Source organism: Acinetobacter sp. YH12096 (assembly GCF_013419215.1).
Taxonomy (GTDB): domain Bacteria; phylum Pseudomonadota; class Gammaproteobacteria; order Pseudomonadales; family Moraxellaceae; genus Acinetobacter; species Acinetobacter amyesii.
This window is the reverse complement of record NZ_VPAM01000008.1, coordinates 130,407-150,498: the sequence shown is the minus strand read 5'-3', so window position 1 is coordinate 150,498 and position 20,092 is coordinate 130,407. Positions and strand designations below refer to the sequence as shown.

Genomic DNA, 20,092 nt, shown 5'->3' with positions numbered 1-20,092 from the left:
TTAGAGGAATTGCCACAAGATACGATAAGCTAAAACGTAACTATCAAAGCGCTGTTGCTTTAGCTTGTATATTTATATGGTTGCCTCTTTAGCTCAATTTATCGGCTGTAAATGTCAACACACCCTAGTAAAAATGGTGAAAACTATTTCATTACCAATACTTTAAAAGATAAACAAAGTGGTAAATCTGAAAAGAAAAATCCTGTACCTGCATCTGTCGCTGAATCTGGTTTACTGGCTGTAAACTCTGGGACAGGTGCTGTTGAATTTGCGATTGACGAAAAAACTGGAAATTTAGTTGGGTCTGGATCCATTTATAAAAAAGTAAAATAGATCAATTATCTATAGATGCAAAAATATCAAAAGCAGCCTCTAAGTTGGGCTGCTTTTTAACTTTTAAGCGAACGTTTATTTACTTTAACTTAGTTCAGAACCGAAGAGAAATCATGGATAAAATAATCCGCTTTATTTTTGATTTGCTCAATTTCGTGCTCTGAATATGCATCATACACGGCAACCACTTCAATGCCTGCTGCATTTGCAGCTTCTACACCAATGAGTGAATCTTCAAAAATTAAACATTCTTCAGGTCGAACTGCAAAATGTTCAATCGCCTGTAAATAGACTTCAGGATGAGGCTTAATATTTTTGACACTTTCACGGGTCAGGATCAGATCAAAGCTATTTTCAAAATGCAGCTTTGGATAAATGTTGATATTTTTTTGATATCGATAAATATTTTGCAAGCTGGTCGTGGTGGTAATTGCCACCTGAATACCTTGCTGAATGAGCTGTTGAACAAATAACGCTGCATGTGGTTTAAGCAAGATGATATGTTCTAAAAAATGCTGTGAAATGGCATATCGTTGCTGTTTGATTTGATCTGCTGTGTGTTGTTCAATTTTATAAGTATCTTTTAGATAGTTACAGTACATTAAGTAAGGGTCTGCGGTGTTTTTAAATAATTGCAGCTGAATGTCACGTTCACGTTGAATGAAATCCAATTGGATGGTTTGTCCAGTTAACTGTTGAATCAAATCTGCATCGACCTGATTCCACACGCCAACAGAATCGATAAGTGTGCCATCTAAATCAAAACAAACCAGTTTTTTTCCTTGAAGCATGTTGATATCCAAATTCGAGCTATGTCTATTATGCGGACTGATTGGAGTGTTGAAAAGCTGAACTCAACTGAGCAGGCTAAACTGGCGTTTCATCTGCAATAAAAGTAATATTTCGTTATTGGCTTTTTGTATAATTCAGCAGATGATGCACAGCATAACTTGCAATATTTAATTAGGGACTAAATCTTTCGTGTTTGAATTGGACTGTAAACTTCTTAGCATTTTTTTTCATGTTTATAAGTACAAAAATGTGTCGCAAGCTGCTGAACACTTGCAAATGAGTCAGCCTACAGTCAGTAATATTTTAAATAAAATACGACAGCATTATAACGACCCCTTATTTTTACGTATCGGCAATGAAATGGTGCCTACGGAGTTATCGCGTCAATTATTTCCTTTAGTCAGCGAAGCCTTGAGTAAAGTTGAAGCCATTAATAATTTTACGATTAATTTTGATCAAGCTATTTCAGATCAACAATTTACTTTGGCCATGACCGATGTTTCGCATTTGGTTTTATTGCCTAAAATCAGCCAATATCTAAAAAAACACGCGCCACAAATACGTCTGAATGTACGCCCGATTACCACTGAAACCAGTTATCAGATGGCGAATGGTGAAATTGATTTAGCACTGGGGTTTTTACCGCATTTGGAAAGCGGCTTTTATCAGCAAAAACTGTTTGAGCAATATTATGTGGTGATTGCAGCCAAGGACCATCCACGATTAACGGGTGACACCATTACAACTGAGCAATATTTATCAGAGTCGCACATTGATATTGATGCAGGGATGGGGCACTACCATATTGAAAATGAGTTGCTTAACCTTGATTTAAAACGTGATATTTTGATGCGATTACCTAGTTATCTAGGTGTGGGCTTGGTTGTGCAAGACACTGATGCGATTGCTACTGTGCCGTACTACTTGAGTGAAGTATTGCTTTCGCGCGGCAACTTAAAAATATTTGACGCACCGATTGCATTTCCAACCTATGGCGTGAAGCAATATTGGCATATGTCCTGCCATCATAAAACCAGCCATCAATGGCTACGTCATATGTTCCATGAGATATTGGTAAAATAATTTTTATGCATTACATAAAGCCCAAAAATGATTTTGGGCCTTTTTTTTTGCAATTTTTGCAGCAATTTTGTGCATGGGTTGCACCCGATTTGGTCATGCTATAGCTCAATACTATAAAAAAGTCTAATAAATAGCAGTATTACGTTTATATAAATTGGTAATACTAAATTGGCACAGCCTTTGCATTTCTACATACATCATAAAGTGATCTAGGGTTCCGATACATCTTCATGTATGACCGCGACCGAGAGTTCACGGCTTCGTTTTAATTCAAAGCAAAGCTGCACGGAGGGATAAAAGCCCGGGAGGTAAACAGTTAAGAATTAGGCAGAGGCTGCAATGAGCACAACACATTATCATGACGATAAAGCACTATGGACTGAACTTTTACCGGGTGGACACCACTGGTCAGCGCGTATTCAGCGTGGGGCAGTATTACAGCTTAAATCGCTAGGGCAAAATACCAATGTGGCGCTGTACTGTGTAAATAGTGAAGATAAGCTTGAGCGCTACAACATGCCAGACAGCCTTAAAGGGCAGCATACGGCATATTTAAGTACGGGTCATATTTTGGCATCAGATTTAGGTCGTGCTATGGTTTCTATTGTGAAAGATGATCACGCTTGGAATGATGTTTTTTGTGCACCAAGTACAGCAGAACAAATCGAACAACAATTTGGTTCAAAAACTTTCCAAGATGCCCGTAACGATATGTACCGCAGTGGTAAGGATAGCTTGCTGCTTGAAATGACCAAATTTGGTTTATCTGCAACCGACCTGAGCAGTACCTTAAATTTATTCTCTAAAGTTCAACCTGATGACAATGGCAACTTAAGTTATGTTGCATCGAACAATACAAATCAAATTATTGAACTTCGCTTTGAAATGGATTGTTTAGTCTTTCTATCTGCCGCACCGCATGGCTTGGATAACAGCACGGTGTATGCACCTGCAGATATTCAACTTTCACTGTTTAAAGCACTACCTTTAGGCGATAGCGACGTTTGCCGAGATTCATGTCCGCAAAATCAGCGTGCTTTTCAAAATAATAAACGCTATTACGCTTTAACGGCTTGAGGGGAATGATCATGACTGCATTAGTAAATCCAACACAAAATTTTGAAAAATCAGTGTTAAGCGAAGTATGTCCTGCCGGTGAAGCTTGGATGTGCGAAGTCAAAAAAGGGCAGTATTTCCGTATTGTTGACCTCGAAGGCAATCAAGCGGTGGATACGCTATTTATCTCAAGCCAAAACCCTGAAGAGCGTTATAGCGCTACGGATACCTTAGCCATAAATCAGCAGATTTATTTAGAAAAAGGTACAGAACTTTATACTAATTTCGGCAACAAAATTGCCACCATACATGACGACAACTGTGGCCGTCATGACACTTTGGGCGGTGCATGTTCATGTGAAAGCAACACTGTTCGTTATGCACATGACAAATTCCCAATGCACAGCTGCCGCAACAATTTCATGATTGCCTTATCACAACATCCGATTGCCAAAAAACATGGCTTAAACGTGCGCCATATCGGCCCAAATATTAATTTCTTTATGAATGTTCCTGTGACAAGCGAGGGTCATTTAAAGTTTGATGATGGTATTTCTGCACCAGGTAAATATGTCGAAGTGAAAGCGGAAATGGATTTAATCGTCCTCATTTCCAATTGCCCTCAACTGAATAACCCTTGTAATGCCTATAACCCAACCAAAATTCAATTGATCATCCGTGAAGGCGAGGAGTAATAGCATGTTTAATAAAGTCCTCATTGCCAACCGTGGTGCAATCGCTTGCCGTGTGATCCGTACACTCAAGAAATTAGGCATTCAATCTGTTGCTGTGTATTCCGAAGCAGACCGTGATTCTTTGCATGTGACCTTGGCGGATGAAGCAGTATTTATTGGTGATAGTCCTGCCAGCCAAAGCTATTTAAATGTCGATAAAATTTTAGAAGTCGCAAAACAAACAGGTGCAGAAGCGATTCATCCGGGCTATGGTTTCTTGTCTGAAAATGCAGAATTTTGTGATCTCTGTGAAGCTCAAGGCATTGTATTTTTAGGGCCAGACTCAAAACAAATGAAATCCTTTGGCTTAAAACATACTGCGCGCGAACTTGCGATTCAAGCCAATGTACCACTTCTTCCGGGCAGTCAGCTTTTGGCAGATGAAGCCGAAGCCTTAACGGAAGCTAAACGTATTGGTTATCCTGTGATGCTGAAAAGTACCGCAGGCGGTGGCGGTATTGGTATGCGTTTGGTGTGGAATGAAGAAGAGCTGAAAGATGCTTATTCTACGGTTTCATATCTTGCCCAAGCCAACTTTAAAGATGCAGGCTTGTACCTCGAAAAATTCGTACAAAATGCCCGTCATATCGAAGTGCAGATTTTTGGTGATGGTAATGGCTTAGTCTTGGCACTTGGCGAGCGTGATTGTTCGGTGCAGCGCCGAAACCAAAAAGTGATTGAGGAAACCCCAGCACCACATATCAATGATGATCAACGTGCCTATATTCAATCGGTTGCGATTGGGCTCATGCAGTCGGTGAATTACCGTTCGGCAGGCACGGTTGAATTTGTCATGGATACCGACACACAGGAATTCTATTTCTTAGAAGTAAATACTCGCCTGCAAGTTGAACATGGCGTGACGGAGCAAGTGTTTGGTGTAGACCTTGTGGAATGGATGGTGACCTTAGGCAGCGGTGATTGGATTGCACCAACAGCAGAACTTGTGTCTAAAGGTCATTCGATTCAAGTACGTTTATATGCTGAAGACCCAATCAAAAACTTCCAACCGAGTGCAGGGCTTTTAACGCACGTTGATTTTGATGTCAATGCACGCAATGAAACTTGGGTGGAAACAGGTTCCAATGTATCGTCATTTTATGACCCGATGATTGCTAAAATTATTGTGACTTCGGACGATCGTGACTCTGCAATTGCTGCAATGACCGAAACACTTGCCAAAACATCGGTTGCAGGCATCGAAACTAATCTTGAATATCTACAAAATATTACCGACTGTGATGTATTTAAAGCTGGTACGCAAACCACACGTTTCTTAAATACATTTGAGTGGAAAACTCAAAAAATTGAAGTGTTGCAATCAGGCATTCAAACTTCTGTGCAAGATGTCACAGGTCGTTTGGGCTATTGGAATGTGGGTGTACCACCATCAGGTGCGATTGATCCGCTGTCACTTAATGTTGCGAATCAATTGTTAGGCAATGCATATAACACAGCAGGGCTTGAATGCACTTTGCAAGGACCAAGCTTAAAATTCCACTGTGATAGCCAAATTGTATTGGCGGGTGGTGATATGCCATCAACCCTTGATGGTGTGGCTGTGCCAATGTGGAAAACCGTGAATGTGCGCAAAGGTCAGATTTTAAAATGTGGCAAAATCGCCACAGGTTGTCGCACCTATATCGGGATTAAAGGTGGTCTGAATGTGCCTGAATATTTAGGTTCACAAGCGACTTTTACCCTTGGTCAGTTTGGTGGTCATGCTGGTCGTAATTTATTGATTGGAGATATGTTGCCAATCACGGCATTTACATCTGAACAAGTGACAGCACTTGCGCCTGAACAAGTGCCAACGTTTAGTCATGAATGGGAAATTGCGGTGATGTACGGCCCGCATGGTGCACCAGACTTCTTTACTAAAAAAGACATTGATACCTTCTTTGCCAATACTTTTGAGATTCACTTTAACTCAAGCCGTACAGGTATTCGTTTGATTGGTCCAAAACCTGAATGGGCACGTGAGGATGGTGGTGAAGCCGGTTTGCATCCATCAAATATTCATGACAATGCTTACGCGATTGGTGCGATTGATTTCACGGGCGATATGCCGATTATCTTGGGTCCAGATGGTCCAAGTCTCGGTGGCTTTGTTTGTCCTGCCGTGGTGATTAATTCTGAGCTTTGGAAACTCGGTCAATTGAAAGCAGGAGACAAAGTTACATTTATACCTGTGAGTTATCATCAAGCGAAACTTTTAAATGAAAAATATCATGCGCAATTAGAAGTATCTGATACGCAGGCTGTGGCATTTGATGAGTCATTTTATCCTGAACTTTCCACCTTAAAAAACGCGGTGCTTGATACTTTAAAAGGTCAGAATGGCTTGCCGGATGTGGTGTATCGTCCTGCGGGCAACAACTACATGTTGGTGGAATATGGTGAGTTAGTTTTAGATCTGAACTTACGTTTCCGTATTCATGCACTCATGCAATGGGTTCAAAAGCAAAATATCACAGGGATTATTGATCTCACACCGGGGATTCGTTCACTGCAAATTCATTTTGATTCGATCAAGCTTGATCAATTGGATTTATTGCGTTTACTGCAAGTCGCTGAAGCTGAGCTGCCTGATGTGACCCAAATGCAAGTACCGTCACGGACTGTGTATTTACCACTGGCTTGGGAAGATTCACAAACGCAACTGGCAACTGAGCGTTATATGCAAACAGTACGTCCAGATGCACCATGGTGTCCTGACAATATTGAGTTTATCCGTCGTATTAATGGTTTAAAAGACAAACAAGCGGTCAAAGATGTGGTTTATGACGCGAGTTATTTGGTCATGGGTTTGGGCGATGTGTATTTAGGTGCACCTGTGGCAACACCACTTGATCCTCGCCAGCGTTTAGTGACGACTAAATACAACCCTGCACGGACATGGACACCTGAAAATGCTGTCGGTATTGGCGGTGCCTATATGTGCGTGTACGGTATGGAAGGTCCGGGTGGCTATCAGTTTGTGGGTCGTACCACGCAGATGTGGTCACGCTACCGCAAAAATGCCGATTTTGAACAAGGAAAACCGTGGTTACTCCGCTTCTTTGACCAAATTAAGTTTTATGAAGTTTCAGAAGCTGAACTGATGCAGATGCGTGAGGACTTCAAAGCGGGTCGCTTAAAACTGCGTGTAGAAGAAGGTGTACTGAACCTAAAAGAATACAATGACTTCTTGACTGAAAATGCAGAATCAATCTCAGCATTTAAATCCATCCAACAAGCCAACTTTGATGAAGAACGTCGTCGTTGGCATGAAGCCGGGCTTGCAGAATATGTTTCTGAAAGCTTAGATGCTGTGACCGATGATAGTGATGTTCAAATTCCAGAAGGTGGCTGTGCAGTGGAATCGCACATGCCGGGCAGTATTTGGAAAATTGAATGCAAGTCAGGTGATATTGTGGAAGAAGGCGCAACGCTTGCGGTAATTGAAGCGATGAAGATTGAGATCCCCATCATTTCACCTGAGCGGATGATGGTTTCTGAAATTACCATTGAAAAAGGGCAAACGGTGAAAACGGGACAGGTGTTGTTTACGTTGTCGCCAGTGGCTTAAAGTAGATAAGTTATATTAGGGAGTAGTTTTTACTCCCTTTTTTCTTTATAAATGTGTAATCAGTTAAGTTATACAATTTATAAATATATGTTTGATTACCAAAATGATTTCCCTTTATTAATTGACTCTTTACCTGAACGTCTTCAGAGATTATTGCGTTTAGAGTCTATTGAGAACCCTTCAGCTGAAATTGAAGTTGCAACAAGGTTTGAGAAAAATAAATATGAGGATGGTTATGAATACATCCATATGATTATGGCTTGTATTCCAGAAAATGATTTATCAAAAATTTCAGTATTTGCTGAAGCAACTACAGGATTAGTTAAAGAAAGCATACCGTGTGTAAGCAATAAAGGTGGTCTTAGACAAATTACATTAGATGTTTCAGGCTACGATTATATCGTTGCTTCGTGGGGGGATGGAGCAAAATACAGTTATAACTTAGCTGAAAAAGTATGGATGACTTTAGGATTGACGCCTCGATTACTTGGTAATGAGGATCAACGAATTATTTATGATGACTTATCATCGCCATTATTAAGCGTTGCGAGTGGTGATGTTTCTTGTGAGTATGAATTTACTCAATCTAAAAATATAAAATGGACTATGCGAAATGACTACTTAAGAAATTTTTTATGGATGAAGAATTGTTATGCGTTTAGAGTTTTCTATTATGAAAGCTACATTGAAGAAACTGACGAAGTAAATCAGTTATTAAGCAATGAAGATTTTTACAACAAGAAAATATCTATTTGGGGTGAACTTTGCATTCGTCGGGTCAATGGCAGAATATTGATTCAGCTCCATGCTGTAACATGTGCAGTAGAGCCTGATAAGTGTCATTCAACTAGTGCTGATCAACTTATATGGCCAAATCAAACGAAACCATTTACGAGAAAAGAACTTACAAACTTTGCTACTCAAGAATTTGTTTATGTTAAAGATGAATTTTTAGTAAAATATGAAAAAGATACTTTGTATGAAGCTATACCATTTAAACAATATGGTGACCATTTTTATTGTTCACCTTCATATAAAGGTCAATGGTCATTTCAAAATTGTCTAAGAGAAGGGCGTAATTTATTCAGAGTATCGTTGTACGAGTTATACAAAAATGTGCCTGATGAAGAAATTTTTCATGTACATGGATATGCTTTAACTCAAATTGAAGCTGATCAGTTTGATTTGAGTCAGGAAAATATTGTATTAAAAACAGAAAAGTTTTTATTACAGTTATGTAGTTTAAACACAAATTTAACTAATCTAGACCGAATATTGACAGGGAATAGTGATACTTCTAAGTTCTCAGAATTTGTGATTGATGATTATAAAAGTGAAGGCTTTAGAGCATTTCCTGTTTTGGAAAAGCTATATCAAGTCGCACCTATAAATATGTACAAGCAAGATTTTTTAGGGAGATGTAAAACAATTAACGAAATCCTGATGCGACTGAAACCAGGAAGCATAAAAAATTTGTTAGCCCAAATGGGTGTTGAAAGAAAAATAATTAGTGATCTGAAAACTTTGAAGCTATTACAAGTTTTATTAAACTTAGTGGAAAAACTTGATAATGATCATGAATCAAAAGAAACTTTGATTGGTTACTCCATAGATTTTAATGTATTAGAAAGCAATCCTAAAATGGCATCATTATTTATAAATAATGATTTAAGAAATGCCGAAGCTCATGAATCAGTTGGTGAAGCATTTGAACATCTAAGGAAATTAGGTTTCGATTCTTCTTCAGTGCAAGATGGCTATGGAAAAGCATTGGATTTCATGTTTGATAAAATTATAGATACTTTAGATACATTGAATCGTCACATTGAAAATGTTTTAAATCGTTAAAAATGAGTACAGGACCAATTTAAAGACCTATTAATAGGTCTTTAAATTGGTTGTTATTTATCTATTTTTTCATATATAGGACACCGATCAATACGAACAATTCTATCCACTCACTTTTTATCGCAAGCTTTTAAGATATAAAAGAGATTTTTTAAATTATGGCTAAAAGACTAGAAGAACTTTTAGATGCTCGTAGCTCTGAAAGTCGAAAGCGAATTGTGGAAGATGCAAAAATAATTTTGAATGATTGTCTTTCGGAAGATGTGTTTTTAACAGAACTAGCAGAAAAAGCTAAAGGGCAAAAAACGATAAAGACCACTTTAGACGACCTACGAGCTCGAGTTCACAAAAACTTCGATTAAAAAGTTCGCTTATTTATCCAAATGCTCTCTCAAAATGCGTCGCAACTCTAAAATGGCATCTGGAGACTCATGGATGGAATGCCCACCATTGAATATTTTTTCAGACACAGCACCATCTAAATGAGAACTTGTATAGGGAACAATGCCATCCGACATTTTGCTCGGTTCAGTACTTTGCGTCTGATTCCCCATAATAGAATGATAAGGAATATCTTTATTTGGCATGATGTCAGCAGACAACAGCATAAAACGTGATTTTTGACTTAAATCTGCTGGCCCAGACTTAATCAGGCCCATAGTTGAATTTTTTGCATTTGGGATTTCAACATTGACATCATTTAAAAAACTTAAAGGCAATACCACGATTTTTTTCGCCAAATTGGTAAACCAGCGGTCTGCATAGTCAGTACCATGATGCGGTGCGGCAATGAAAATTGCACGACTAACAGGCTTCAATGGTTTAAAGACAAAACGATCGCGGATAATTGGATGACGTTGTAACTGTGTATTTTGTTCATAGTTCATGAGTGGAATAGCTTGAGCGGAAATATCTGCATCGCTAATCAATAAACGACTGATGATGCCGCCCATACTATGCCCGATAATGACAGCATCCTGAGCCGATGGTGTATTGGGCTGAACAGTTGCAAATGCCTGTTTGAGTAAAGCATTGATTTGAAAACGACTCTCAAATATTGGCATATTGGTTGAGTAAAACACTTGCCAAACTTGGTAATGATCACGTAGTTTTTGATCACCCATAATGTTATTGGTCAGGCCGATCCAAGTTTCAGGACTGCTGGCTAATCCGTGAACCATGACAATAATCTTTTTATTGGGTTGATACGGCTCTAACATAAACACATGTGGCATGCGCAAATGTTCTTCTTTATTCAGGAGTGTCCAATAGCCAGATTGTCCTAATTTATTTTCGGATAACCAAAGACCATAAGGCACAGAATAATTGGCTGTTAGGGTATAGGGCTGAGATTCAATTTTTGCCTTTTTAAATTGATAGGGATTAAATAATTCAACTTTAAAGTCTGATTGCGGCGACAAAATTTCACTAATGCTGCTATTGGTCTTGGCAGGCTCTGCGATTGCACTGACAGATAAATACCGTGCAGTATGGATATTGGGGTTGGGTTTATTTGAATAATACTGTTCAGGATCTAGTATAAAAGGCTGCGCAGCAGACAGATCCGTGGCTTTTTTGACTAAGACAAATTCAGAACCAATGCCTTCCTGACGGTTAATGGTTTTTAAGCCTGAAAAATTAAAATTATAGCTCGACTGTAATTTATCAATGTCCGCATTTTTAATTTCAGGATAATGTTCATAGTTAAAATGATAAAGCGATGAACCCAGCATTAAACTTTCAGGCATTTGCTGATAGTCAAAACGGGTGAATGATGAGGTGATTAAACGTGATAAAGCCACATTATAAAAGGTGCGGACTTGTCCCTGACGCAAATCAAATAACCGTTCTTCAGGGGCTTGAGCGGATTTAAATAGATAGACATAGCTGTAACGCAGACTGAAATCAAAGTCTGCAAGCTGCTGATCCATACACATTTTAATTTTGCTTGAAGCTAATTTTCCGCTGTGTTGTTTTAAGCTTTTTTTGCATTGTGGATTTTGATCGGCGCTTAAAGCACGTGCCATGTACAGCTCACTTGCTGCGGCATAGACTTGAGCAATATCTAAAGTTTCATTGTTACGCATTTTGTGAATACAGTTTTCAAGCGCATTTAAACAAGATTGGTCGCTTTCATTCACCATTAACAGGATTTGATGGCTAAATGTACTGAGCTTCTGATGGGTTAATATGCTATCTGTTTTATTATTTAGTGACACACTGAGTTGATTTTCTTGTAATTTGACCAATTGGCATCCACTGAGCAAACTCAGGCTGATGATACACATAAAACGAGCGGGTAAATGCGTGAAAGGCATCATTGGAAAGGTCACAGGCATCTATTTTTTGTTATTTTAACCTTTATAAAATAGTAAAAATAGGGCAGGTGTTACAGCGCTCAATCCAAGAAAATTACTACGTATACATTCTTTCTATAAGCTAATGTACGAATGCTGTAATACAGAAAAATTGATCTGAGGTTCAAACAATATCACGTATTAAATTTAATCTAATTGTGCTGCTGGTTTTTTAAGGTCATGTTGAGCAGTTTGTGGTGAATGAATCGTAATTTATCCAATACAGGATTCGACAATGTAAATGGATATGCATCATCTAGCCCCATGCTGCGGTTCAGTGCATTTAAATTAAAGGTCAAGGTCATCCAATGTTGCAGTAGTAGGTCAAAATCTTGAGCGCCAATCGGGTTTTCTTTTAATTCTAAATTATTCAAATCCGACTTATTGGTTTTGACCACTAATCCTGCATAGTAGGCGGTTTCTAGGGTATCCATCATGTGCAAATAATGCGCCCATGTTTCCGCCCAATCTTCCCAAGGATGCGTACTGGCATAGGAACTGACATAGTAATCCGCCCAATTTTGTGGCGCACCGTCATTATAATGTCGTTTCAAAGCTTCACTATAATCTTGTCGTTCATCACCAAACAGTTCCCGAAATTCATCAATCAGCTCAGGGTGTAAATGTTTGATTAAATCAAAATAATAATGACCGCTTTCATGTCTAAAATGACCTAGAAGTGTACGGTAGTTTTCACCCATTTTTATACGTGTTGTTTCACGGTAAATCACATCTGCTTCACTGGCATTTAAGGTAATAATGCCATTGGCATGACCGGTCATAACCGGTGTATTTTCTGTTGGCATGAGAAAGTCAAAACGCAGGCCAAAACGGTCATCTTGACTGCGTTTAGGACGCGGCATGGTATTCAGTTGCTGCATTAAATATAAAAAACGCCGTTTGGCATGTTCTAATCGTGCCCAGTACACAATATGGTCTGGGTTATCTAAGTTGGGAATGGTATGCGTCAGTAGGCAAGATTCACAATAAATTTCTTCACTGTCGGCAGGTACCATCCAATTACATACCTGATGATGCTGATAATTATGACAAGGTTTAAAGCGTTTTCCCTTTATTTCAGGATTTAACGCAAGCCATAGCGTAGAACTATGCTTTTCAAAACAGCCCATTTGCTTTTCAGAGGCAATATAACCCAGCGCAGTCTGACAATTGACACAGTGTGAATTGGCAAAAAAGATTTGGTTAGAACAGACCGCGCAGCTGAAATACTTCATAGGCGTTGAGTGATTAATAGTAAGATTAATCAGTATAAATGATGTTCAATGTTGATGAAATAAATTGAACTTCGAGTTTGTTGCATGTCGGTCAATGCTCTTGCTTAAGAACAACGACCTTTAGAAATAGTCTTTCATCAAATAATACATCGCAGCAATAGTGCAAATGAGTCGCTATGAGTGCATTTATTGCACAAATCATGAACAGTAAAATTTAAAAGAAAGTTAAAAGAACAAAATAATCGATCATTTTTTGTATTTCTCACTTGGCACAGATTCTGCATTTCTATCGATATTACGAAATAAATATTTTGTATTACTCAAACAGGAGATGCATATGAACCGCCATCAATCTGCAACATTTCTGCATCAATTAAAGCAATTTTTTATTGAGCTACTGAGCGCCCGTGCGGGTTTCTATATTCAGCAAAAAAAATAAGGAACAACAGTGCCTAAACGAAAGCTGGCGCGTATCAGTATTACCGTGCCTGAAAAAACAGTTGATGCTTTGGATCAAAAAATTGTCGATCAGCATTATGAGAGCCGTTCTCAGGCCATTGTCGACATGATCAATAAGCATCTGATTGCCGATCAGGAGCAACGAAATGAAGTGATGGTCGGCACATTTACCTTACTTTATGACGCAAGTAGTACGGCGCTACGTATTCAGCTTTTAGATTTACAGCAGCAGTTTTTAGAACAAGTGGTGAGTTCGCTGCATATTCAACTCGATGACCACAAAATTTTAGAAGTCATGATTCTGCAAGGCGTCAGTTCAGAGCTCAAAGTTATCAGTCAGCATTTTTCAGCACTTAAAGGTGTGATTAAAGGACATTTGGAGTTAATGGACGCTGTAATGCCGCCAATTCCGCAAAATGCAAAGAATTAAGGAGTTTTAAAATGGGCCAATTATATCGTTCACAAGGTCAGTTTAAAGACAAAGTAACAGACCTACAGCAAGCACATGCTATTGCAGCCAACCATAGACCAAATCTTGCAAAGCACAATGTTCAATCTGTCAGCAATCCTAAAACGCCATCGTTTTTGAACACCAATACCAAATTTAACTGTAATGCCATCGGGGAAATCGAACTATGATCAAAAAAGCCTGCTTATCTGCATCCGTTGTGACCGCTATCTTACTGGGGGGGTGTGACAATACAGCCAAAACACCTGAACCAAACGCGCAAGCAGAAGGCACAGTCAATACAAAAGCCATTACGATCGGCTATAGCGACTGGCCTGGTTTTGTCGCATGGCAGGTTGCTATTGAAAAAGGCTGGTTAAAAGAAGCCGGTGTCAATGTGGACTTTAAATGGTTTGATTATTCAGCCTCACTATCTGCATTTGCGGCTAATCAGTTGGATGCTGTTTTAGTCACCAATGGTGACAACTTAGTCACGGGTTCTGGCGGCACGAAAGGCGTCATGATTATGGCGACGGACTATTCTGCGGGTAATGATGTCATCATTGCTAAAGATGGCGTCAATAGCCTTGCCGATTTAAAAGGAAAAAGTGTCGCGACTGAAAAAGGCTTGGTTGATCATTTGCTTTTAGCGACGGCTTTGGATGATGCAAAAATTCAAGCTTCTGAAGTGAAGTTGGTCAACACCATGACCAATGAGCTGCCACAAGTATTTGCAAGTCCTGATATTGCAGCGATTGCCGTGTGGCAACCGGTCGCAAATCAAGCTTTGAAAGCGGTAGCAGGTTCTAAAATCATTTATACATCGAAAGATAAACCCGGTCTGATTTACGACACATTAACCGTCAACATGACGCATTTATCTGCCAACAAAGAAGAATGGAAAAAAATCATTCAAGTTTGGGATAAAACGGTTAAATACATCAACGACCCTGCAACGCATGCCGATGCAGTGAAAATCATGTCAACCCGAGTTGGTGTTGACCCTGCACAATATGAACAGTTTATTGGAGGCACACATTTATTGGACTTGGCTGCCAATAAACAAGTCTTTAAAAAAGGTACAGGATTTGATTCACTTTATGGCTCGAGTTATCACGTGAACAAATTTAATGTTGCCAATGGCATTTATAAAACCGAAATGGATGTCGATGGATCAATCTATCCAACGTTGGTTGAAGAACTGAAATAAGTTGAAATATAGCTAAAAAAAGCCCTGAATGATGTAAAAATTTCAGGGCTTAACAACATCAAATTAATATCCATAAAAAATAACGAAGGGCAGAACTCAAGCTTCTTCATCCATCGCATTGGAATAAAACTTCACACCCAATTTGATTCGGTCACGGCCTTGGCTCATACGCCAGCGGTTGGTATCGCGCAGTGAATACACACAGCCGCAGTATTCCTGCTGATAAAATTCTTCTTTTTTACTGATTTCCAGCATGCGTACAGCACCGCCATTTTTACGCCAGTTATAGTCCCAATAGGTTATTCCGTCATAATGTGAAGCCGAACGATGACCACAGTCATTAATCTGCTGCATATTTTTCCAGCGTGAAATACCCAGTGAACTGCTGATTAGGCTAAAGCCATGTTCTGCTGCATATAATGCCGTACGTTCAAAGCGCATATCAAAACACATGGTACAGCGGATACCTTTTTCAGGCTCATTTTCCATGCCTTTGGCGCGTTCAAACCAGTTGTCTGTGTCGTAATCACAGTCGATAAACGGAATATTGTGTTTTTCTGCAAAGCGGATATTTTCCTCTTTACGGATTTCATATTCTTTTACTGGATGAATATTGGGATTGTAAAAAAAGATCGAAAAATCAATACTAGATTCAATTAAAGTTTCCATGACTTCGCCAGAACAGGGCGCACAGCAAGAATGCAATAAAAGCTTGTCATGACCTGTTGGGAGCGTCAGTTTCTGACGGTCAAGTTTGTTAGACATAATCATAAGCTATAAGTATAAACTTTATATTTTAGCGATTCATGGACATATCAAAGCTCGAATATGCTGATTTTTTCTAAGTTGGAGCTGAGTCAGATTCAGTATAGCGACTTAAAATTGAAATCAATTTGAAGATGCATTTATTTTATTTAGTGTTCATCTGCTGATTCCATTCAATCTGAAAATCATGCGCCAATTGGTCTAATTGAGTTGCTTTAAGGTTTTTAATCAGCACTTCTTGCGCTTCAAAAAAGACATGATCAAGTGCCCGATTGACCACCAGTTCTACCAAGCAATCTGGCTGCATATTTTCATTGCCAATGGCGAAAATAGAAGGTTCACCGACAGCAAGGTAAATGTCATACAGCGAAATGTCATGCAGAGGTTTAATCAAACTCCAGCCGCCACCAGGGCCTTTCTCAGAATCAACAAATCCATGTTTTTTTAAGCCAGACATGGTTCTACGCACCACAACAGGATTTGTTTCCAGCATTTCGGCAATCTGATCTGAAGTGAAAGGCTTATTTTCACGTGCCATGTGCAGCAGGACATGCAGCATTCGTGAAAGTTTACTGTCTTTACGCATGAGGAAATAGATGATTAGGGTAATTAATAGATTGTAACATTAAAAGTTTCTTATAAGCATATTAAGTGATATAGTAACTTTTAAAGTTACATATAGGCATTATGAATATGAATTATGAAGTTGTGATTATTGGTGGTAGTTATGCAGGGCTTTCTGCAGCTTTACCTTTAGCACGTGCGCGCCGCCGTATTTTAATTATTGAGGCAGGGCAACGTCGTAATCGTTTTGCTGAACATTCACATAATTTTTTGACGCAAGATGGCCGATCACCAAGTGCTATTGCAGCAGAAGCTAAAGCACAATTAGAAAAGTATTCCACGATTTCATGGCTTGCTGAAACGGTTACAGATGTAAAAGCGCTTGATGGAAAATATTTAATTGTTGCAGGTAATCAGCACATTCAAGCTGAAAAAATGATTATTGCCACTGGCGTACGTGACGAATTGCCTAAAGTTGATGGTTTGGCCGAACGTTGGGGGAAATCTATTTATCACTGCCCATATTGTGATGGCTATGAACTGAATTTAGGTGAAATTGGTATGTTGGCTTCGGGTATGCATTCATTGCACATGGCGTTGATGTTGCCAGATTGGGGCAATACTACTTTATTTTTAAATGATGCAATTGCAGTAGATCAATTGGATAATGAGTTATTAGCGAAGCTTTCTAAACGTCAAATACAGATCGAAACGCGTAAAATTGACCATATTGAAGGTCATTGTGACGTTGTAATGGCAGATGGTGAACGAATTAAATTGAATGGCTTATTTGTTTCGACTGTTACTCGTCTGCAATCGAACTGGATTCATCATTTAGGTTTAGAAATCGACTGTAATGAATATGGCGAGGCCATTAAAACTTCGCCAGCAAAAGAAACAAATGTCAAAGGAATTTATGCTTGTGGTGATGTCACACGTTCAGGCGGTTCAGTTGCTTTATCCGTAGGTGATGGGGCAATGACGGGGATTGTCGTGCATAAATCTTTTATTTTTTAAAGTGTTGACAGAGCAATTTACAAATATAGGGCAAGTATCTAAATGATAAATTTGGGTACTTGTACCTAAATATAAGAAATGAAAATCCAGTTAATGATTTGATCTTTTCTCAGTTTAAGCTGAGTTTAATTCACTTAGAATAATAAATAGCCACATTCTAAAAGTGGACATTCTTATCAATCAGCTTCATTTAAACATCAAAAAATCAGCAGAATGCTGATATGAATATGCATTTAATAAAATCATAAAGTATTGTTTATACAAAGGTTAATTTAAGTTTATTCTACGGGTTAGTCAGTTTTATAGTGCGCGCATTGAGCTAAATTGAAATAGATTCATCTTATAAAATTGCTAAACATGAATTTTATTCACTTTGTATTTAGGTTAAATCATTTTTATTCATCTTAAGATTCACGTATAAATTACTCCATACAGAAATTTTGATTATTTTAATTTTAGGGTCGTGAATCTCCATGAGTAATAAATTTGCATGTTCAATCAAACGAATCCGCTTTGATGAAAACTATAAACCAGCTGACAATACACGTCTAACAACGAATTTTGCTAACTTGGCGCGCGGTGAGCACCGTGAAGAAAATTTGCGCCGTACCTTGGCAATGATTAATAACCGCTTCAACACTTTGGCCAGCTGTGATAACCCAAATGCGGATCGTTATTCACTTGAAATTGACATAATTTCTGCTGAACTCGATGTAGAAGGCAATGGTCAAACTTTCCCGTTTATTGAAACATTAAAAAGCACCATCATCGACCATAAAACCAATGAACGCATTGAAGGCATGATCGGCAACAGTTTTTCATCGTATGTGCGTGACTATGACTTCAGCGTAGTATTGCCAGCACTCGGTTGCAAGTTCAATGAAAAACCTGAAGATTTTGGCGATTTACACGGCAAGCTATATCAACACTTGATCAATTCAGACGTATTCAAAGCTGAATTCAAAAAACAACCTGTCATCTGTTTAAGTGTCTCAACGACAAAAACCTATTACCGTACTGCAAATGTACATCCGATCTTAGGTGTGGAATACACCAATGATGACCATTCACGTACCGATGACTATTTTACAAAAATGGGCTTAAGCGTTCGTTACTTCAAACCTGAAAATGCGACTGCACCATTGGCATTCTATTCAGCAAATAACTTGCTCAGCGACTATACAGATTTCGAACTGATCAGCGCGATCAGCACCATGGAAAGCTTCCAAAAAATCTACCGTCCTGAAATTTACAATACCAATGCGACAGCAGGTTTAGTGTATCAACCAAGCTTAAGCTTTGGCGATTACTCATTAACCCGTATTGTGTATGACCGTGTCGAACGTGGTCAGTTGGCGGTTAAACAGGGCAAATGGACCGAAGAGAACTTTATCCAGCCATATCAAGACATTTTGAATGAGTGGGCTGCTAATTTTAGCATTGAAAATGCAGACGCAGCTTAATTTTAAAATACGTAAATAGATGAAAACGCGGGTGTAAACCACCCGTTTTAAAGAAAATAGAGATAGAAGATCGAATATGGCCATTTTACTCCCAACTTCAACTGCTGGCAGCTTACCTAAACCGTCTTGGCTGGCTGAACCTGAAAAATTGTGGTCAGCATGGAAACTTGAAGGCGAAGAATTATTAGTTGCAAAACGTGATGCGTTGAAATTATCTTTGCATGAACAAATCCATGCAGGCATTGATATTGTCAGTGATGGCGAACAAACCCGTCAGCATTTTGTGACTACGTTTATTGAACATCTTGAAGGGGTAGATTTCGAAAAGCGTGAAACGATGCGTATTCGAAATCGTTATGATGCAAGTGTACCGTCAGTTGTGGGTGAAGTATCTCGTAAGAAAGCAGTTTTTGTGGATGATGCGAAATTCTTACGCAGCCAAACCAATCAGCCGATCAAATGGGCACTGCCTGGCCCAATGACAATGATTGATACTTTGTATGATGGTCATTACAAGAGCCGTGAAAAATTGGCTTGGGAATTTGCTAAAATCCTGAATCAAGAAGCGTTAGAGCTTGAAGCGGCAGGCGTAGATATCATTCAATTTGATGAGCCTGCGTTTAACGTATTTTTTGATGAAGTCAATGACTGGGGTATTGCGACCTTAGAGCGTGCGCTTGAAGGTTTGAAATGTGAAACTGCTGTTCACATTTGCTATGGTTATGGCATCAAAGCCAATACCGATTGGAAACAGACTTTGGGTAATGAATGGCGCCAATACGAAGAATCATTCCCGAAACTGCAGCAATCTAAGCTCGATATTATCTCGCTTGAATGCCAAAACTCTCGTGTACCGATGGATTTAATCGAACTGATTCGCGGTAAAAAAGTGATGGTTGGCGCAATTGATGTAGCAACCAATCAGGTTGAAACAGCAGAAGAAGTAGCTAATACATTACGCAAAGCATTGCAGTTTGTAGATGCCGACAAGCTATATCCTTCAACAAACTGCGGTATGGCGCCTTTACCTCGCCAAGTGGCGCAAAGCAAACTAAATGCGTTAAGCGCAGGCGCTGCCATTATTCGTCAAGAATTGACCGCATAAATTCGAGCTGACTCGGTTTCATGTAAGGGCAATAAGGAAATTAAATTTGCTA

General features: G+C 39.0%; 17 protein-coding genes, 2 pseudogenes and 1 riboswitch. Of the genes and pseudogenes, 14 read left to right on the top strand and 5 right to left on the bottom strand.

What is annotated here, in order from left to right:
• Together FTU36_RS05470 and FTU36_RS05465 are read left to right on the top strand one after the other, a co-directional pair.
• A pseudogene (locus FTU36_RS05470) lies at positions 1-92 on the top strand (IS5/IS1182 family transposase); the annotation flags it as partial.
• 34 nt (positions 93-126) lie between these two features.
• Positions 127-333 (top strand): annotated as a pseudogene (locus FTU36_RS05465) (hypothetical protein); the annotation flags it as partial.
• An 89-nt stretch (positions 334-422) separates the two neighbouring features.
• Here the strand turns inward: FTU36_RS05465 and FTU36_RS05460 are convergent.
• Complete coding sequence (locus FTU36_RS05460; protein ID WP_180116999.1) at positions 423-1,124, bottom strand: HAD family phosphatase; 702 nt, start codon at positions 1,122-1,124, stop codon at positions 423-425.
• Between the two features lie 190 nt (positions 1,125-1,314).
• On the opposite strand from FTU36_RS05460, the gene FTU36_RS05455 reads away from it, so the two are divergent.
• The 6 genes from FTU36_RS05455 (at position 1,315) to FTU36_RS05430 (ending at position 9,779) form a co-directional block, all read left to right on the top strand.
• Positions 1,315-2,208 (top strand): LysR substrate-binding domain-containing protein, encoded by an 894-nt coding sequence (locus tag FTU36_RS05455; RefSeq protein WP_078190935.1) that lies wholly within the window; start codon positions 1,315-1,317, stop codon positions 2,206-2,208.
• A gap of 198 nt (positions 2,209-2,406) precedes the next feature.
• A riboswitch (guanidine-I (ykkC/yxkD leader) is annotated at positions 2,407-2,518 on the top strand.
• A 29-nt stretch (positions 2,519-2,547) separates the two neighbouring features.
• On the top strand, positions 2,548-3,285 hold the full coding sequence (locus FTU36_RS05450; RefSeq protein ID WP_180116997.1) for an urea amidolyase associated protein UAAP1: 738 nt from the start codon (positions 2,548-2,550) through the stop codon (positions 3,283-3,285).
• A gap of 11 nt (positions 3,286-3,296) precedes the next feature.
• Positions 3,297-3,959 (top strand): urea amidolyase associated protein UAAP2, encoded by a 663-nt coding sequence (locus FTU36_RS05445; RefSeq protein ID WP_180116995.1) that lies wholly within the window; start codon positions 3,297-3,299, stop codon positions 3,957-3,959.
• A gap of 4 nt (positions 3,960-3,963) precedes the next feature.
• A complete protein-coding gene (gene uca / locus FTU36_RS05440; protein WP_180116994.1) occupies positions 3,964-7,569 on the top strand; it encodes an urea carboxylase in 3,606 nt (1,201 codons plus the stop codon).
• An 87-nt stretch (positions 7,570-7,656) separates the two neighbouring features.
• Complete coding sequence (locus FTU36_RS05435) at positions 7,657-9,417, top strand: hypothetical protein (protein ID WP_180116992.1); 1,761 nt, start codon at positions 7,657-7,659, stop codon at positions 9,415-9,417.
• A 158-nt stretch (positions 9,418-9,575) separates the two neighbouring features.
• Positions 9,576-9,779 (top strand): hypothetical protein, encoded by a 204-nt coding sequence (locus tag FTU36_RS05430; RefSeq protein WP_257224790.1) that lies wholly within the window; start codon positions 9,576-9,578, stop codon positions 9,777-9,779.
• 9 nt (positions 9,780-9,788) lie between these two features.
• Here FTU36_RS05430 and FTU36_RS05425 read toward each other — a convergent pair whose 3' ends face one another.
• Together FTU36_RS05425 and FTU36_RS05420 are read right to left on the bottom strand one after the other, a co-directional pair.
• Positions 9,789-11,738, bottom strand: a complete 1,950-nt coding sequence (locus FTU36_RS05425) for a triacylglycerol lipase (RefSeq protein WP_180116990.1) — start codon at positions 11,736-11,738, stop codon at positions 9,789-9,791.
• 188 nt (positions 11,739-11,926) lie between these two features.
• Positions 11,927-13,009: a putative zinc-binding metallopeptidase gene (locus tag FTU36_RS05420; protein WP_180116988.1), complete on the bottom strand. Its 1,083-nt coding sequence runs from the start codon at positions 13,007-13,009 to the stop codon at positions 11,927-11,929.
• A 448-nt stretch (positions 13,010-13,457) separates the two neighbouring features.
• Between FTU36_RS05420 and FTU36_RS05415 the strand changes: the two genes are divergently transcribed.
• The 3 genes from FTU36_RS05415 to FTU36_RS05405 are packed head-to-tail and all read left to right on the top strand — an operon-like array spanning position 13,458 to position 15,126.
• Positions 13,458-13,898, top strand: a complete 441-nt coding sequence (locus tag FTU36_RS05415) for a ribbon-helix-helix protein, CopG family (RefSeq protein ID WP_180059580.1) — start codon at positions 13,458-13,460, stop codon at positions 13,896-13,898.
• 11 nt (positions 13,899-13,909) lie between these two features.
• Positions 13,910-14,107, top strand: coding sequence for a hypothetical protein (locus tag FTU36_RS05410; RefSeq protein WP_180116986.1), 198 nt, complete (start codon positions 13,910-13,912; stop codon positions 14,105-14,107).
• A complete protein-coding gene (locus FTU36_RS05405) occupies positions 14,104-15,126 on the top strand; it encodes an ABC transporter substrate-binding protein (protein WP_180064196.1) in 1,023 nt (340 codons plus the stop codon). The genes FTU36_RS05410 and FTU36_RS05405 overlap by 4 nt, the downstream gene beginning before the upstream one ends.
• Positions 15,127-15,222: 96 nt before the next feature.
• Here FTU36_RS05405 and FTU36_RS05400 read toward each other — a convergent pair whose 3' ends face one another.
• Both FTU36_RS05400 and FTU36_RS05395 read right to left on the bottom strand, forming a co-directional pair.
• Entirely contained in the window at positions 15,223-15,891 is a 669-nt protein-coding gene (locus FTU36_RS05400) for an epoxyqueuosine reductase QueH (RefSeq protein ID WP_180116984.1), read from the bottom strand.
• 145 nt (positions 15,892-16,036) lie between these two features.
• Positions 16,037-16,477 (bottom strand): Rrf2 family transcriptional regulator, encoded by a 441-nt coding sequence (locus FTU36_RS05395; RefSeq protein WP_180116982.1) that lies wholly within the window; start codon positions 16,475-16,477, stop codon positions 16,037-16,039.
• 107 nt (positions 16,478-16,584) lie between these two features.
• Between FTU36_RS05395 and FTU36_RS05390 the strand changes: the two genes are divergently transcribed.
• The 3 genes from FTU36_RS05390 (at position 16,585) to FTU36_RS05380 (ending at position 20,040) form a co-directional block, all read left to right on the top strand.
• Positions 16,585-17,472 (top strand): NAD(P)/FAD-dependent oxidoreductase, encoded by an 888-nt coding sequence (locus FTU36_RS05390; protein WP_180116979.1) that lies wholly within the window; start codon positions 16,585-16,587, stop codon positions 17,470-17,472.
• A gap of 473 nt (positions 17,473-17,945) precedes the next feature.
• A complete protein-coding gene (locus FTU36_RS05385) occupies positions 17,946-18,935 on the top strand; it encodes a putative oxygenase MesX (protein WP_180116977.1) in 990 nt (329 codons plus the stop codon).
• Between the two features lie 76 nt (positions 18,936-19,011).
• Positions 19,012-20,040 carry a methionine synthase gene (locus FTU36_RS05380; RefSeq protein ID WP_180116975.1) on the top strand — a complete coding sequence of 343 codons (1,029 nt, stop codon included), beginning with the start codon at positions 19,012-19,014 and terminating at the stop codon, positions 20,038-20,040.
• Positions 20,041-20,092 lie beyond the last annotated feature (52 nt).